Source organism: Zymomonas sp., assembly GCF_020216885.1.
In the GTDB taxonomy this organism is placed as follows: domain Bacteria; phylum Pseudomonadota; class Alphaproteobacteria; order Sphingomonadales; family Sphingomonadaceae; genus Zymomonas.
This window is the reverse complement of the sequence record NZ_JAIWON010000120.1, coordinates 1-12,820: the sequence shown is the minus strand read 5'-3', so window position 1 is coordinate 12,820 and position 12,820 is coordinate 1. Positions and strand designations below refer to the sequence as shown.

General features: G+C 45.8%; 17 protein-coding genes and 1 other RNA gene. 9 read left to right on the top strand and 9 right to left on the bottom strand.

Translation table 11 applies throughout. The features are described 5' to 3' along the window. The 5 genes from dapF to LDL18_RS06895 form a co-directional block, all read left to right on the top strand. Positions 1–773, top strand: a 773-nt coding sequence (gene dapF / locus LDL18_RS06915; protein ID WP_296508109.1) for a diaminopimelate epimerase, incomplete at its 5' end; no start/stop codon positions are given. Further along, the gene (gene mtaB, locus LDL18_RS06910; RefSeq protein WP_296508107.1) at positions 770–2,029 is read left to right on the top strand and encodes a tRNA (N(6)-L-threonylcarbamoyladenosine(37)-C(2))-methylthiotransferase MtaB; all 1,260 of its coding nucleotides are present in this window, start codon (positions 770–772) and stop codon (positions 2,027–2,029) included. The genes dapF and mtaB, both read left to right, overlap by 4 nt. Then, on the top strand, positions 2,026–2,958 hold the full coding sequence (gene ftsY, locus LDL18_RS06905; protein ID WP_296508105.1) for a signal recognition particle-docking protein FtsY: 933 nt from the start codon (positions 2,026–2,028) through the stop codon (positions 2,956–2,958). Before mtaB ends, ftsY begins: the two co-directional genes overlap by 4 nt. A gap of 77 nt (positions 2,959–3,035) precedes the next feature. After that, an RNA gene (rnpB, locus tag LDL18_RS06900) (RNase P RNA component class A) lies at positions 3,036–3,407 on the top strand. A gap of 124 nt (positions 3,408–3,531) precedes the next feature. Then, positions 3,532–4,056: a J domain-containing protein gene (locus tag LDL18_RS06895; protein WP_296508103.1), complete on the top strand. Its 525-nt coding sequence runs from the start codon at positions 3,532–3,534 to the stop codon at positions 4,054–4,056. 42 nt (positions 4,057–4,098) lie between these two features. On the opposite strand, the gene LDL18_RS06890 is transcribed toward LDL18_RS06895, so the two are convergent. From LDL18_RS06890 to LDL18_RS06860, 7 genes are all read right to left on the bottom strand, one after another. After that, entirely contained in the window at positions 4,099–4,533 is a 435-nt protein-coding gene (locus LDL18_RS06890) for a hypothetical protein (RefSeq protein WP_296508102.1), read from the bottom strand. Further along, the gene (locus LDL18_RS06885; protein WP_296508101.1) at positions 4,530–4,934 is read right to left on the bottom strand and encodes a SufE family protein; all 405 of its coding nucleotides are present in this window, start codon (positions 4,932–4,934) and stop codon (positions 4,530–4,532) included. Before LDL18_RS06885 ends, LDL18_RS06890 begins: the two co-directional genes overlap by 4 nt. A 134-nt stretch (positions 4,935–5,068) precedes the next feature. Next, complete coding sequence (locus LDL18_RS06880; protein WP_296508099.1) at positions 5,069–5,359, bottom strand: hypothetical protein; 291 nt, start codon at positions 5,357–5,359, stop codon at positions 5,069–5,071. A 41-nt stretch (positions 5,360–5,400) separates the two neighbouring features. Then, complete coding sequence (gene pspC / locus LDL18_RS06875; protein ID WP_296508097.1) at positions 5,401–5,784, bottom strand: envelope stress response membrane protein PspC; 384 nt, start codon at positions 5,782–5,784, stop codon at positions 5,401–5,403. A 17-nt stretch (positions 5,785–5,801) separates the two neighbouring features. Next, entirely contained in the window at positions 5,802–6,074 is a 273-nt protein-coding gene (pspB, locus tag LDL18_RS06870) for an envelope stress response membrane protein PspB (protein ID WP_296508095.1), read from the bottom strand. Then, the gene (gene pspA / locus LDL18_RS06865) at positions 6,074–6,742 is read right to left on the bottom strand and encodes a phage shock protein PspA (RefSeq protein ID WP_296508093.1); all 669 of its coding nucleotides are present in this window, start codon (positions 6,740–6,742) and stop codon (positions 6,074–6,076) included. Before pspA ends, pspB begins: the two co-directional genes overlap by 1 nt. Before the next feature lie 2 nt (positions 6,743–6,744). Next, complete coding sequence (locus tag LDL18_RS06860) at positions 6,745–7,263, bottom strand: energy transducer TonB (protein ID WP_296508091.1); 519 nt, start codon at positions 7,261–7,263, stop codon at positions 6,745–6,747. 175 nt (positions 7,264–7,438) lie between these two features. Between LDL18_RS06860 and pspF the strand changes: the two genes are divergently transcribed. Both pspF and LDL18_RS06850 read left to right on the top strand, forming a co-directional pair. Then, positions 7,439–8,515, top strand: a complete 1,077-nt coding sequence (gene pspF, locus LDL18_RS06855; RefSeq protein WP_296508089.1) for a phage shock protein operon transcriptional activator — start codon at positions 7,439–7,441, stop codon at positions 8,513–8,515. 214 nt (positions 8,516–8,729) lie between these two features. After that, on the top strand, positions 8,730–9,356 hold the full coding sequence (locus LDL18_RS06850) for a superoxide dismutase (RefSeq protein WP_296508111.1): 627 nt from the start codon (positions 8,730–8,732) through the stop codon (positions 9,354–9,356). Between the two features lie 62 nt (positions 9,357–9,418). Here the strand turns inward: LDL18_RS06850 and LDL18_RS06845 are convergent, their stop codons facing one another. After that, the gene (locus tag LDL18_RS06845) at positions 9,419–9,841 is read right to left on the bottom strand and encodes a dihydroneopterin aldolase (protein ID WP_296508086.1); all 423 of its coding nucleotides are present in this window, start codon (positions 9,839–9,841) and stop codon (positions 9,419–9,421) included. Positions 9,842–10,236: 395 nt separating this feature from the next. Between LDL18_RS06845 and LDL18_RS06840 the strand changes: the two genes are divergently transcribed. Together LDL18_RS06840 and LDL18_RS06835 are read left to right on the top strand one after the other, a co-directional pair. Continuing rightward, on the top strand, positions 10,237–10,770 hold the full coding sequence (locus LDL18_RS06840) for an N-acetyltransferase (protein ID WP_296508083.1): 534 nt from the start codon (positions 10,237–10,239) through the stop codon (positions 10,768–10,770). Positions 10,771–10,773: 3 nt separating this feature from the next. Next, positions 10,774–11,997, top strand: a complete 1,224-nt coding sequence (locus LDL18_RS06835) for a CCA tRNA nucleotidyltransferase (RefSeq protein ID WP_296508081.1) — start codon at positions 10,774–10,776, stop codon at positions 11,995–11,997. Here the strand turns inward: LDL18_RS06835 and LDL18_RS06830 are convergent. After that, positions 11,994–12,820, bottom strand: an 827-nt coding sequence (locus LDL18_RS06830; RefSeq protein WP_296508079.1) for an EAL domain-containing protein, incomplete at its 5' end; no start/stop codon positions are given. The two genes, LDL18_RS06835 and LDL18_RS06830, sit on opposite strands and share 4 nt — an antisense overlap.

Here is a 12,820-nt window from a genome sequence, read left to right as displayed (position 1 = left end):
ACGATTTTATTGTTCTTGATGCCCGAAACAATCCTATCAAAATGAATCCAGCCTTAGCGCAGGCTTTAAGCGATCGTCATACCGGCATCGGTTGTGACCAGCTGATTATTATCGGTAATGGCAAAAATCAGGCCGATGTTTCTATGGAAATATGGAATGCAGATGGTTCCGAGGTTGAAGCCTGCGGAAATGCCACGCGCTGCGTCCCTGTATTTTTGGGGCGTGATGTGATTATCAGCACGGCCGCCGGTTTGCTTGATGCGCGCCTTTCGGATGAAGGTGCCTGTGTGGATATGGGTAAACCTCGCCTATCATGGCAGGAAATCCCCCTCGCCTATGCGATGGATACGCTCTCGCTGCCTGTGGCATGGGAAGATTTAAAAGAGCCAACGGCTGTCAATATGGGCAATCCTCATGTGGTTTTTGTGGTTGATGATGTCGATGCGGTCGATTTTGAAAGATTAGGTAATATCATCGAACATGACCCGCTTTTTCCTGAACGGATTAACGTCAATATCGTCATGGTTACGGGCAAGAACCATCTTAAGATGAGAACCTGGGAGCGCGGTGCCGGACTAACCCGCGCATGTGGCACGGGGGCTTGTGCGACCTTTGTTGCCGCGAAAAGACGGCGATTGGTTTCCGGTGAAACCCAAATAGACCTTCCCGGAGGCCGGCTTGTTTTGGACGAGAATAGCGACGGTCATATCATTATGCGAGGCCCCGCTACCTATGTTTTCAAAGGCGAAGCAGATTGGGCGCATTTTTCATGAGTTCACCGGATATCATTACATTAGGCTGTCGTCTCAATATTGCCGAAAGCGAAGCCATTAAACAATCTTTGACAGATAAAGACGGTAGTCAGGATTTGATCGTTATCAATAGCTGTGCCGTGACATCGCGCGCAGTAGCACAAACCCGTCAGGCTATTAGGCGAGCAAGTCGTGAAAGACCGAATGCCCGTATTGTGGTTACAGGCTGTGCTGCCCAGATTGACCCGAAAATTTTTGCGGATATGCCCGAAGTGTCACGGGTTATCGGGAATGTCGAAAAGCATCAGGCTGAATCTTTTGCCTTTTCTGGGAAGGATGATGAGGCACGCATAAAGGTTACAGATATCAACAGCCTAAAGGAAACAACGCCCCACCTCATTGCCGCTTTTAGTGAACATAGCCGTGCCTTTTTGGAAGTTCAAAATGGCTGTAATCACCATTGTAGTTTTTGTATTATTCCGCAAGGACGGGGTCGTAACCGCTCGGCTTCTTTTGAGGATATTCTTGATTGCGCCCGAAAACTTATCAATGAAGGGCATCAGGAATTAGTTCTGACAGGTGTCGATCTGACTTCTTATGGTCAAGATTTGACTAGCCCTAGTAATCTCGGTGAATTAGTCGCCTTTCTCCTGAAAAAGCTCAAAAATTTAAAAAGACTTCGGCTGTCATCCCTTGACCCTGACGGTATTGATCCCCTGTTGATGGCACTCATTACCGAAGATGAACGCATTATGCCGCATATTCATCTGTCTTTACAGGCGGGCGATAATACCATTTTAAAAAGAATGCGACGGCGGCATAGTCGGGAACAGGCGATTGAGTTAGTGGCCAGTTTAAAAAAGCGCCGTCCAGAAATCGCAATCGGTGCCGATATTATCGCCGGTTTTCCAACCGAAGACGAGGAAATGGCCGCCAACAGCCTACAGATGATAGATGAATGTGATATCGTTTTCGGGCATATTTTTCCTTACTCCCCTCGCCAAGGCACGCCTGCGGCTAAAATGCCCCAAGTGCATACGCCCTTGATTAAAGAACGCGCCCAAAAATTAAGGGAAGCCGCTAATCGCCGACAAACGGCATGGCTGGAAACATTGGTAGGTAGTCGGCAATCCGTCTTGTTGGAAGGTGAAGGCGGACGTGGACATACACCCCAATTTGCGCCTATTCGCCTAAGCGAAGCGGTCGAAACAAGCGGCATTGTCGACATTATGGTGACCGGCACAGATAAAGATGGCCTGATCGGGAAGAAATTATGAGTGAAGAAACACCTTGGTATAAAAAAATTGGTTTTGGTCTCAAGCGGACATCTGAACGGTTAACCGAAAATCTATCATCCATTGCGTTAAAAGCGGCCTTGGATGACGAAACGCTAGATGAAATCGAAGAAACCCTGATCGCCTGTGACTTAGGCCCCGGCACGGCTGGGCGTATTCGGGAACGTTTGGCGGGTGAACGCTTTCCGCAAGGCGTGACTGAATTGGAAGTTCGCGAAGTCGTCGCGCAGGAAATTACCAAAATTTTAAAGCCGGTTGCTCAACCGATCGAAATTGATGCCTTCCCAAGACCGCAAGTTATTCTAGTCATTGGGGTCAATGGTTCAGGGAAAACAACCACGATCGCCAAATTGGCACATTGGTTTCAGGAACTCGATTACGAAGTCATGCTGGTCGCTGGTGATACTTTCAGAGCCGCCGCTATCGGGCAACTGAAGGTTTGGGCAGACAGACTGGAAATCCCCATTATCAGCGGTGCCGAAGGCGCGGATGCCGCCAGCCTTGTTTTCCAAGGGGTTAAAGAAGGGACAGCCCAAGGCACGGATACCTTAATTGTAGATACTGCAGGCCGCCTTCAGAATAAAAGCGGCCTAATGGATGAATTAGCTAAAATCAAAAAGGTTTTAGGGCGACTTAATCCGGCAGCCCCGCATAATGTTATTCTGGTGCTGGATGCGACCAATGGTCAGAATGCGCTTTCCCAGATCGAGGTTTTTAAAGAAATCGCGGGTGTCTCCGGCCTGATTATGACCAAGCTCGATGGCACAGCACGGGGCGGTATCATGGTGGCGGCGGCTGAAAAATATGGTTTACCTATCCACGCGATCGGGGTTGGTGAAAGCATGGATGATTTACGCCCATTCGATCCCGAAGCGGTTGCCCGTGCGATTGTCGGTTTACCGCATCAGTAAACCTCTTTTTCGTGATTAAAGGCCGCTTCTAAGAATAATCCTCGACATTAGGGTGATTTTTGCTATCACCCTTTCGGCCAGAAGGTCGGGCGGCCGCCGGTATGTTTTTAACATACGGGAGGAAAGTCCGGGCTCCAAGGAGTAACGGTGCCGGATAACATCCGGCGAGGGTAACCTCAGGGAAAGTGCCACAGAAAACAAACCGCTTTTTACTTCGGTAATAAAGTAAGGGTGAAAAGGTGCGGTAAGAGCGCACCGCATTTCCGGTAACGGCAATGGCAAGGTAAACCCCACTGGGAGCAAAACCGAATAGGGATGGCATATGGGCTGGCTCCGCCCCGTCATCCGGGTTGGTTGCTAAAGACCGGAAGCAATTCCGGTTTTAGATGAATGGTCGCCTATCCAGCTTTGCTGGTGGACAGAACCCGGCTTATAGACCTTCTGGCGTATAACCTCTGTTGATTTTCTTTGTCATTTGCCTCTTTTTCCTAAAAAAACTATATTCTTGATTTTTCCGACTTTGGCCAATTCTTCGGTCGGGGGTATTCTCATACAGGCAGAACAAGAAATATTATGGCTCGATATACCAAATCCCGAGATTGGGGCTTTCCGCGTTGGCGCGGTTACAGTGATAGTAACTATGCCGCCCAGAAAGTAAGACTATGTGACCGTGAAGGCTGCGACAAGCCGGGTAACTTCCCTGCCCCAAAATCTCCAAACAGCCCTGATCGTTGGTATTTTTGTGAAGACCACATTGTAGAATATAATCGCAATTGGGATTATTTTGCTGGTTTATCCAAAGAAGAAGCCGCCAAACGTCAAGCGGAAGAAAAACAACAAGCTTCTGGATATTCATCAACCAGTTATAGTTGGTCAGGCTCTGAAAATGGCCGTTCTAATGAGGTGATAGAGGCCCTAAAAGTCTTGGAATTAGAGGCTGATGCCGATTTCGAGATGGTAAAAATTCAATGGCGGCAATTAGCCAAAAAATGGCATCCCGATCTTAATCGGGATGATGAAAAAGCCGTAAAACGCTTCCATGCTATTCAGGCTGCCTTTGATCTTCTTCGTAATCGGGAAGAGCGCGGCAGCTTCTAACCCTGCCCGATCACATTATTTCTATACATTATCCCGCCTCAATTATTCGGTTGATTCAGGCAGTGGCTGTTTTTGAGATATTTCAGCGGCAATATTCTGCGCCTTTTGATAAGGGACGGACACAGAAAAAGTTAAAACATTGTCGCGGATAGGCGATCCTAAGACTAGTTGGCTTAAAACAGCACCTTTAAAACGGATTTCAATCATCTGACTGAATCCATTACCGGCCGTTGCCTCGGTCAATCTTTCGGTGCCTTCGCCCGTTAACGTCAACATAATGATCGGATTACCCTTTAATTGGGGCAAAGCGCGGGCATCAATAATATCATTGGGCGCAATCAGTTGGTCACCGATATAAAAACCGTTTTTATCCTTGGCCTTCCCTTTTCTAGGATCAGTCTCCTTTTCAAGCGGGATAGGTTCGGTTTTGGTAATCATGACCGGCGTCGTCGCCAGTAAAAGAGCCGATAAAATCACTTATAACGCTCCGCAGTCTGCCGGATGAGGGCAATCATATTGGGAATACCTTGCGTCCGGTTGGAACTTAACTGATTTTTTAAATCAAACGGTGCTAACAAGACTTCAATATCAGTATTGATGATCTCTTCGGGATTTTTATCCTGCACGGTCATCAAAACGAGGGCAATAATCCCTTTCGTAATCGCTGCATTGGAATCCGCCAGAAAATGGAGCTTCCCATCCTCTTTCCGCATCGGATAGACCCAAACAGAAGCCGAACAGCCTTTAACCTTGGTTGCCTCTGTTTTTAACGCATCGGGCATTTCTTCCAAATGTCGTCCCAGATCAATCAGCAAGCGATAACGATCATCGCTTTCCAAAAAATCATATTCTTCTTCAATATCGGCAAGTGTGGTCATAGCCTATAGCATTTACTAAGTAAGGAAAGATGCCCTATTTATGGCAAAAGCGAAGGAAAAATAGCAATATAAATCGGGCTAAAAACAGGGAATTATCCCGATAGTGACATTTTACACATCAAAAAACAAAGGCGCTATTGAGCCTGAACAACCTTGTTTTCACCCTTCTGCTTCTCGGATATCGGCTGATCCAAGGCAGTAATAGCCTGATCCAAAGCCAGATTATGATAGTTATCCGTAACAATACGTTCCAATGTAGCAATGCGGTCTTTTAACGCCTTAATTTCCTGCTGCATTTGTGGAATGTTGTCATTTTCAGCAAGATTTTCGACTATTTCTCCCTGATAGCGATAACGTGATTTGAGAAGGCCTGTTATCAGGACTAAAGCCACAATAATAACCACCATCCATTGACTGCCATGCATTTTTCATCCCCTGTTTTTTTAAAAATGATGGTTGATCATTCTTAGCGCAAATTATCTATTTCCTTGGCTAAACGTCTGTCTTGGCTGGTGATATAGGTCTCAACCTTTGCCAGACGGCCATTGATATCGCGAAAACGGTTTTTGACATTGCGGAGGCTGACCGTCGGTTTGGTTCTGACATCTTGCCAAAAACGGGTCTCATCGCTGTCCATTTCCTGTAAAGCGCGGGGTTTATCCTCGGTCAGCCACGCAGTCACAAAATAGGCAACGACAATCCAAGGAAAGCCACCAACCAAGGTCATGATAACGGTCAAAACCCGAACAAGGGTGACATCCACACCGGCATAGTCAGCCAGTCCAGAACAGACCCCCAATATTTTGCCATGGGCTTTATCGCGATAAAATTTGGTGCGGCGAAAATCCATTTTTTCCTCCTGAATGCTTATTTGGAAAGAGTACTATGGCTAGATGAATCCGGCTCTTTCGACGTAGAATAGATATCGGCCGCCGCATTATTTTCAGCCGCGATAATACGCTCGATCGTCTGTAAGCGTTCTTCCAGTTTCCGAGCGCTCTCATAAAGCTCTTCAATCAGATTTTCGTCAGCGGCACTGATGCTAGAGGATTTCTTCCATTGGGTAATATAATGCAGGAATATCCAAGGCACGCCGATAAACAGAATAAGGCAGACTAAAACAGGTGCCAACGAATCCATTATTTCCCTCCTTTTTTATGCAGCCGCTTCCGCAATTCGGCCAATTCCTGATCAATCTTGTCGTCCCCTGCAAGATTGTCGATTTCTTCTTCCAAAGACATGCCCCGTATTCCGGCGGCATCGGCCTGACCTTCTGCCAGATTGACTCGTCTTTCCAGCGTTTCAAAACGGGCAAAGGCATCTTCGCTTTGTGAACCTTGATAGAGTTCCCGCATTTTTAACCGCTGTTTGGCTCCGGCATATCGTGCAGCCAGAATAGATTGGCGACTGCGCGCTTCGTTCAACTTATTCTGAAGTTTGATGATATCGCCTTCGGATTTTTGCAGCGTTTCATTCAGGCTTTCTGCTTCGGCGGATAAATCACTGATAAGGCTTTGGGCTTTATGCCTTTCAACCAAGGCCGCTTTAGCCAAATCTTCGCGATTTTTACTCAAGGCCAATTCGGCTTTATCCAGCCAGTTGGCTTCAATTTTTTGTAAACGGCTAACCTGCCGTTCGATTTCTTTTTGATCGGCAATCGTTTTGGCAGCAGAAGCCCGAACCTCGATTAAGGTTTCTTCCATCTCCAAAATAATCATCCGGATCATTTTTTCCGGATCTTCTGACCGGTTGAGAATATCAACAACATTGGCAGCAATAATATCGCGAGTTCTTGAAAATATACTCATTTCTAAACCTCCGGTTTGTTTTCATTAGAAGCGAATGCAAGCCGCTCCTCTGCTAATTCCGTTGCAAAAGCCTGATTTTGTTTTCTATCCTGTTCTTTGACCTGATGGTTAATATCCGCCAATTCTTGCAGATTGGAATCAAAGAGCAATTTTACTTCGATATTTTGCGCTTGTTTATGAAGGCTTTTCGGTAACGGGGGATAATAAACATTTTGCGCGACCCGAACGGCTTCTTGATCCAAAAGCTGATTTCCTGTCAGTCGAACCATATGGATATCGTAAGGATGGCCTTCTTTATCAATAGTCAGGCCAAGAACGCTTATCTGTAAACCGTCATTGGCCTGATCATTGCTATCTTCATGAATAGCCTGATTCAAATTGTGGCTGACCTTTGCCGTCCATTTTTCGAGATCATGATCTGGCGAAAAAGCAAAAGCCGGTTGTGTTGCCATCCATAACATAGCCGCTACCGCAGAGCAGCTTTTGACCAGAGAGAAACGGCTATGAGGGAGAGAAAACATCGCTACGAAACCTTTATTGTCGTGAAATTATTGATGATGTTTTTATCTAAGCACCTCTCGTGCCAGTTTTATTTTATTGTTTAAAAACAAATACTTATAAAAATAATGAGATTTTTTAAAAAATCATATCATATATTATTTGCTAAATAGTGGCGTATTTTCCTAATAATTAGTGATGGGGAAAAACAATTTTGTCATTGGTCAATCAACGGCCTTTCTTGATGCTGTCGAGCAAGCCAGCCGTGCTGCCAGTTTAAATCGACCGGTTCTAGTCATTGGGGAAAGAGGCACCGGCAAAGAACTGATCGCAGAAAGGTTGCATCGCCTGTCTTCTCGTTGGGCATCACCCTTGGTGACATTGAATTGTGCGACTTTGCCGGAAAATCTGATAGAATCCGAACTATTCGGCTATGAAGCTGGTGCTTTTACCGGAGCCATGCGTGCCAAGACAGGCCGCTTTGAACAAGCCGAAGGCGGCACCCTTTTTCTGGATGAACTGGCAACCTTGTCTTCTTCCGCGCAAGAGAGACTATTGCGCGCCGTCGAATATGGCGAGATCAACCGCATCGGCTCTATCCGCCCAACAAAAGTCGATGTCAGAATTGTTGCCGCCACCAATGAAGATTTGCCGAGTTTAGCAGCAAGAGGACAGTTCCGGTCAGATTTGCTTGATCGGCTTTCTTTTGAAGTTATTACCTTGCCACCGCTGCGATATCGTCAAGAAGATATTCTTTTGCTGGCAGACTATTTCGGACGGCATATGGCCTTGGAATTGGGATGGGATAACTGGCTTGGTTTTACAGAAGAAGCCATGGAGATTCTAAAAAATCATTCATGGCCGGGGAATGTCAGAGAATTACGGAATGTTGTCGAACGCAGCCTTTACCGCTGGGGCGATGCGACAAAACCCATAAATCATATTGTTCTTGATCCCTTTGCCTCGCCTTGGCGGCCAGTTCAGGAATCGACTATTGTTGAGAAGGTGGCGGTAAAAGATACCCTAATGGTAGGAAGAGAAGTCTCGCTACCTCATTCTAATTTTATCGAAAAATCCTTGCTGGATGGTGATTTAAAAGCCCTTTGCCAAGATTATGAACGGCATTGTGTCGAACAAGCCTTGCAACGCCATTGTTATAATCAGCGGGCAACCGCCAAAGCCCTCCGTTTAAGTTACGATCAATTACGGCATATTTTGCGGCGTTATGACCTGTTGCCTGCTGGGAATAGTCATTCTCAAGCCGAAAAAGATTAAACTTTAAAGAAATCCATCACAGTGATTGAAAAACAAAACTGCCTGTTTTTATAGACAAAAAGCCTCTTAAATTGCATTAAACAACTGAAATATAATGATTTTATAAAATTTTTATCCCGTCGGGATATGCTTCGTAAAAATGGTAACTTTTTGATAGTTGCTGCGTTCTTTCACCATAGGTTTGACTATACTGACAGAATTGGGAGATCACATCATGGCTTTTGCATTACCCGCCCTGCCCTTTGGCGCCAAAGACCTCGAGCCGCATATGTCCGCAGAAACGCTCGAATACCATCATGGCAAGCATCATAAATCCTATGTCGATAAAGTGAACAGCTGGGTTGATGAAAAGAAACTAGCCGGTCTGAGCCTTGTCGAGGTTATCAACAAAGCCGTTGAAACCAAGGATAAAGGCCTCTTTAACAATGCAGCACAGGCATGGAACCATAACTTCTTCTGGCTCGGCTTGGCCAAAGCAGGCCAAAAGCCCAGTGGCAAGCTCGCTTCTTTGATTGAAGAAAGCTTTGGCTCAACCGAAGCCCTGTTAGAAAAACTGGCTGCTGAAGCCGTTGGTCATTTCGGCAGCGGTTGGGCTTGGCTCGTTTTGAAAGAAGGCAAGCTCGCCATCACGTCTTATCATGATGGTGATACGCCGGTAGCCCATAAAGAGGTAAAGCCGCTTTTGACGCTCGATGTTTGGGAACATGCCTATTATATCGACTATCGGAATGCCCGCCCGAAATATGCCAAAGACGTGCTTTCCAATATCATTAACTGGGAATTCGTCGCTAAAAATCTCGATGGCGAAGGTGTCAGCCGTGGTGATTTAAAACAGGCTTAAGACTAAAAGTTAAATGATACGGAATGCCGGTCTGTTTTTACAGGCCGGCATTTTTTATTTTTTTAATTCGGAAAATTGGACAGGCTGACCCCGACGGATTGGCAATCCTGATAGGCATCAGGTTTACGGACAAAAACCTTAATGCGGCGAACATGCGCGCGGGCAGCGATTAAATCATAGATTTCCTGCGCTAAGGTTTCTTGCAAGTTGAAACGCCGTTTTTCAACCAGCTCAGAAAGCGTCTGATGGATATAATCATAATTCCAGAAATCGGCGTTAATATCATCATTGGTCGGTAAAACCGCTTTTTCCAATTCGATATCCAGATTTACCAGAACACGCTGACGTTTATCCAATTCGTGGCTGTGAAAGCCAATAGCGGCCATTAACATTAAATCTTCAACATGAAGCACATATGTTTTTGGCTGCAAATGGTCAGGAATAAGCCCACGGGCAGATTCCGGCCTGAATATAGTGTCACTCATAATAACCTCGAGATACAAAAATTATCTGGCCACGGGAAGCGTTGTTGCATTGTGATAGTGGTCAACCCAGCAGAAAGAGTCTTCGATTTTTTTATCATAAAAGAGTCTTTCGATTGGTGTTTATCTATTTTACTGCCTGTTTTGCACAATTGCCTAAAATTTAGGCACACCAAGAAAGTCCCCTAAAAATAAGGGTTTTTTTGGCTTTTCCCCAATCTTATCCACAGGTTGATCCTCTTCTCTGGGGATAAATATCTTCGATTACACAGACATAGCGCATCTTTTTTTTCAAAAGAGAAAGAGAATCATTCCGAAATAAAAAAAAGCACCGTAAAAGCGCAGGTCTTTGAAAAAGAAATTTATTTTCTTCCACCATAATCGAGGCATATGAAAGAGTGATAACGCTTGTTCCCCTAAACCGGATAGATTCACAAAAAATAGAAGATTTACTCGATATCGGTTTCGGTAAAGATCGCCATGGCCGAACGGCCTATCGGTTGCGACAAGGGGTAAGCGCGATTCCTGAACTTTCTTTTGCTGCCGTTGATGGCGATATTTTGCAGGGCATCATCCAATGCTGGCCAATCCGGCTTTCCTGTCTGAATGGTAAAAAACTGCCGATGATTTTACTAGGCCCCGTGGCCGTGCATCCTGATTATCAAGGTCATGGTATCGGACAGACTTTAGTGCAGCATAGCCTTGATGTTGCCGATAATAGCGACATAACAGGCCATGATGCCGTGATGCTGATTGGCGATCCCGAATATTATAACCGTTTCTTTGGATTTTCTGACGAGGAAACGGGAGATTGGCGGCTACCGGGGCCTGTTGAAAAACGGCGTTTGCTTGCCCGTTTGACATCTTCTCGCTTGCGTGATCGGGCTGGCATGGTTGAAGCCGATACGCCTGCTTTGCAAAAGGAAGGTTAATTGATGTCTGTGTTTTTACCCGATCAAAAATGGCAGCATCAAGAAGGCTTAAAAGATTTAATCAAGGCTTTGGGGGGCGACAGCATGATCCGCTTTGTCGGCGGATCTGTGCGCGATACATTATTGGGACTGCCTGTCAGTGATATAGACTGCGCAACCCGCCATCATCCTGAAAAAACGATGGAGCTTATCCGGTCAGCTGGTTTTAAAGCTATTCCAACCGGCATCCAACATGGCACAATCACCGCTCTTTTGCCGACAAAATGTCCTGTTGAAATTACCAGTCTTAGACGCGATGTTTCGACCGATGGCCGCCATGCAACCATTGCTTACAGCGATAATTGGGAAGATGATGCCCAAAGACGTGATTTTACGATCAATGCGCTTTATGCCGAGGCTGAAAGCGGCTTGGTGCATGACTATTTCGGTGGATTAGCTGATCTGAAAGCTCATTCTGTCCGTTTTATTGGCAATCCCGAAACGCGCATCGCGGAAGATCATCTGCGTATTTTACGCTATTTCCGCTTTTTCGCGCGTTTTGGTGGAAAAAATCCTGACCCCGATGCGCTGGCAGCCTGCATTAAACGCGCCAATGATTTGATGGCATTATCTCGCGAAAGAATTGCCAGCGAGATCCTCAAAATTTTGGCCTTGCCTGATCCTTTAGCTGTTATCACCCTGATGATACAGTCGGGTATCTTTAAGCCGATTTTACCTGAGATTACAGCGGACAGCATCCCGCCTTTAAAACGCCTGCTTGAAAGAGAAAGGCTCTACCAGCTTTCAGGAAACGCTCTGCTCCATCTCGCCGCGTTGCTGCCTGAAGGCGCAGAAATGGCGCGTTCTGTTGCACAACGCCTTCGTTTTTCAAAAGAGCAGAAAAAATATCTGATCGCCTTATTAACAGAGGAAGAAGAAAAACCGCTTTCTTTGGCATGGGCGATCGGAAAAGATGAGGCCATTGCCCGTCTTTTGCTGTCTGATCGCGATGAATCGACAGTCGATTCGGCGATAGCACTTCTCAAAAATTGGGAACGTCCTGTTTTTCCACTTAAAGGGGGCGATTTAATTGCAAAAGGCTTACCCGCAGGACCTTTGGTCGCCACTATTCTGCAAAAGATACAAAAAGCATGGGTCGAAGCCGATTTTCCTAATAGCGACTGGGTGCAAGAAAAAGCGGCCTTGGCTATAGCGGAGACAATGGCCACTCATAAAGCAGAGCGTTAATTCCTATTGGATGCCATATAGAAGGCAATCGCCTCATCCTCCGGTAACGGACGAGAAAAGTAAAAGCCTTGAGCATAATCACAGCCCAAATCCATAATAATTTTCTTCTGTTCCGGTGTTTCGATGCCTTCGACAATCGTTTTAATCGACAGCGTCGAAGCCATGCTAGTAATAGCGCGGGTAATCGCAATAGCCGTTTTATCTTCGGCCAGATTGGTCACAAAACTGCGATCTATTTTTAGATGGTCGATAGGGAAAGTTTTCAGATAAGAAAGTGATGAATATCCGGTTCCGAAATCATCCATCGAAATTTTGATACCCAATTCATGCATGGTATTGATAACGCTGATACTTTGTTCAGGATAACGCATCAAAGCGCTTTCCGTTAGTTCCAAGGTCAGTCTCTCACCATTGATACCGGTTTGTTTTTTGATGTCTGTCATAACCTGTGTCAGGTTATCCCGCATCAACTGCAAGGCCGAAACATTGACAGAAATTCTTATCGGTAAAGTATATCCGGCCTGTTTGTCCCATTGCTGTTGGGTATGCACCGAATTTTCTAAAGCCCAACGCCCCAAGGGAACAATCAAGCCAGATTCTTCGGCTACCGGAATAAATTCTGCCGGAGAAACTGGGCCTAATGTTTCGTGATTCCAGCGCGCCAAAGCCTCGAAACCAACGATCTTTTTATTATAGGGCGACAATATCGGCTGATAGACAAGGTGGAGGTCGCCATTATCAATAGCCCGTCGAAGATCGGTTTCTAGGCTGAATCTTTTTTGTAAGACGCTGGCTTCACCAACATTATAAACTTCAACATGGT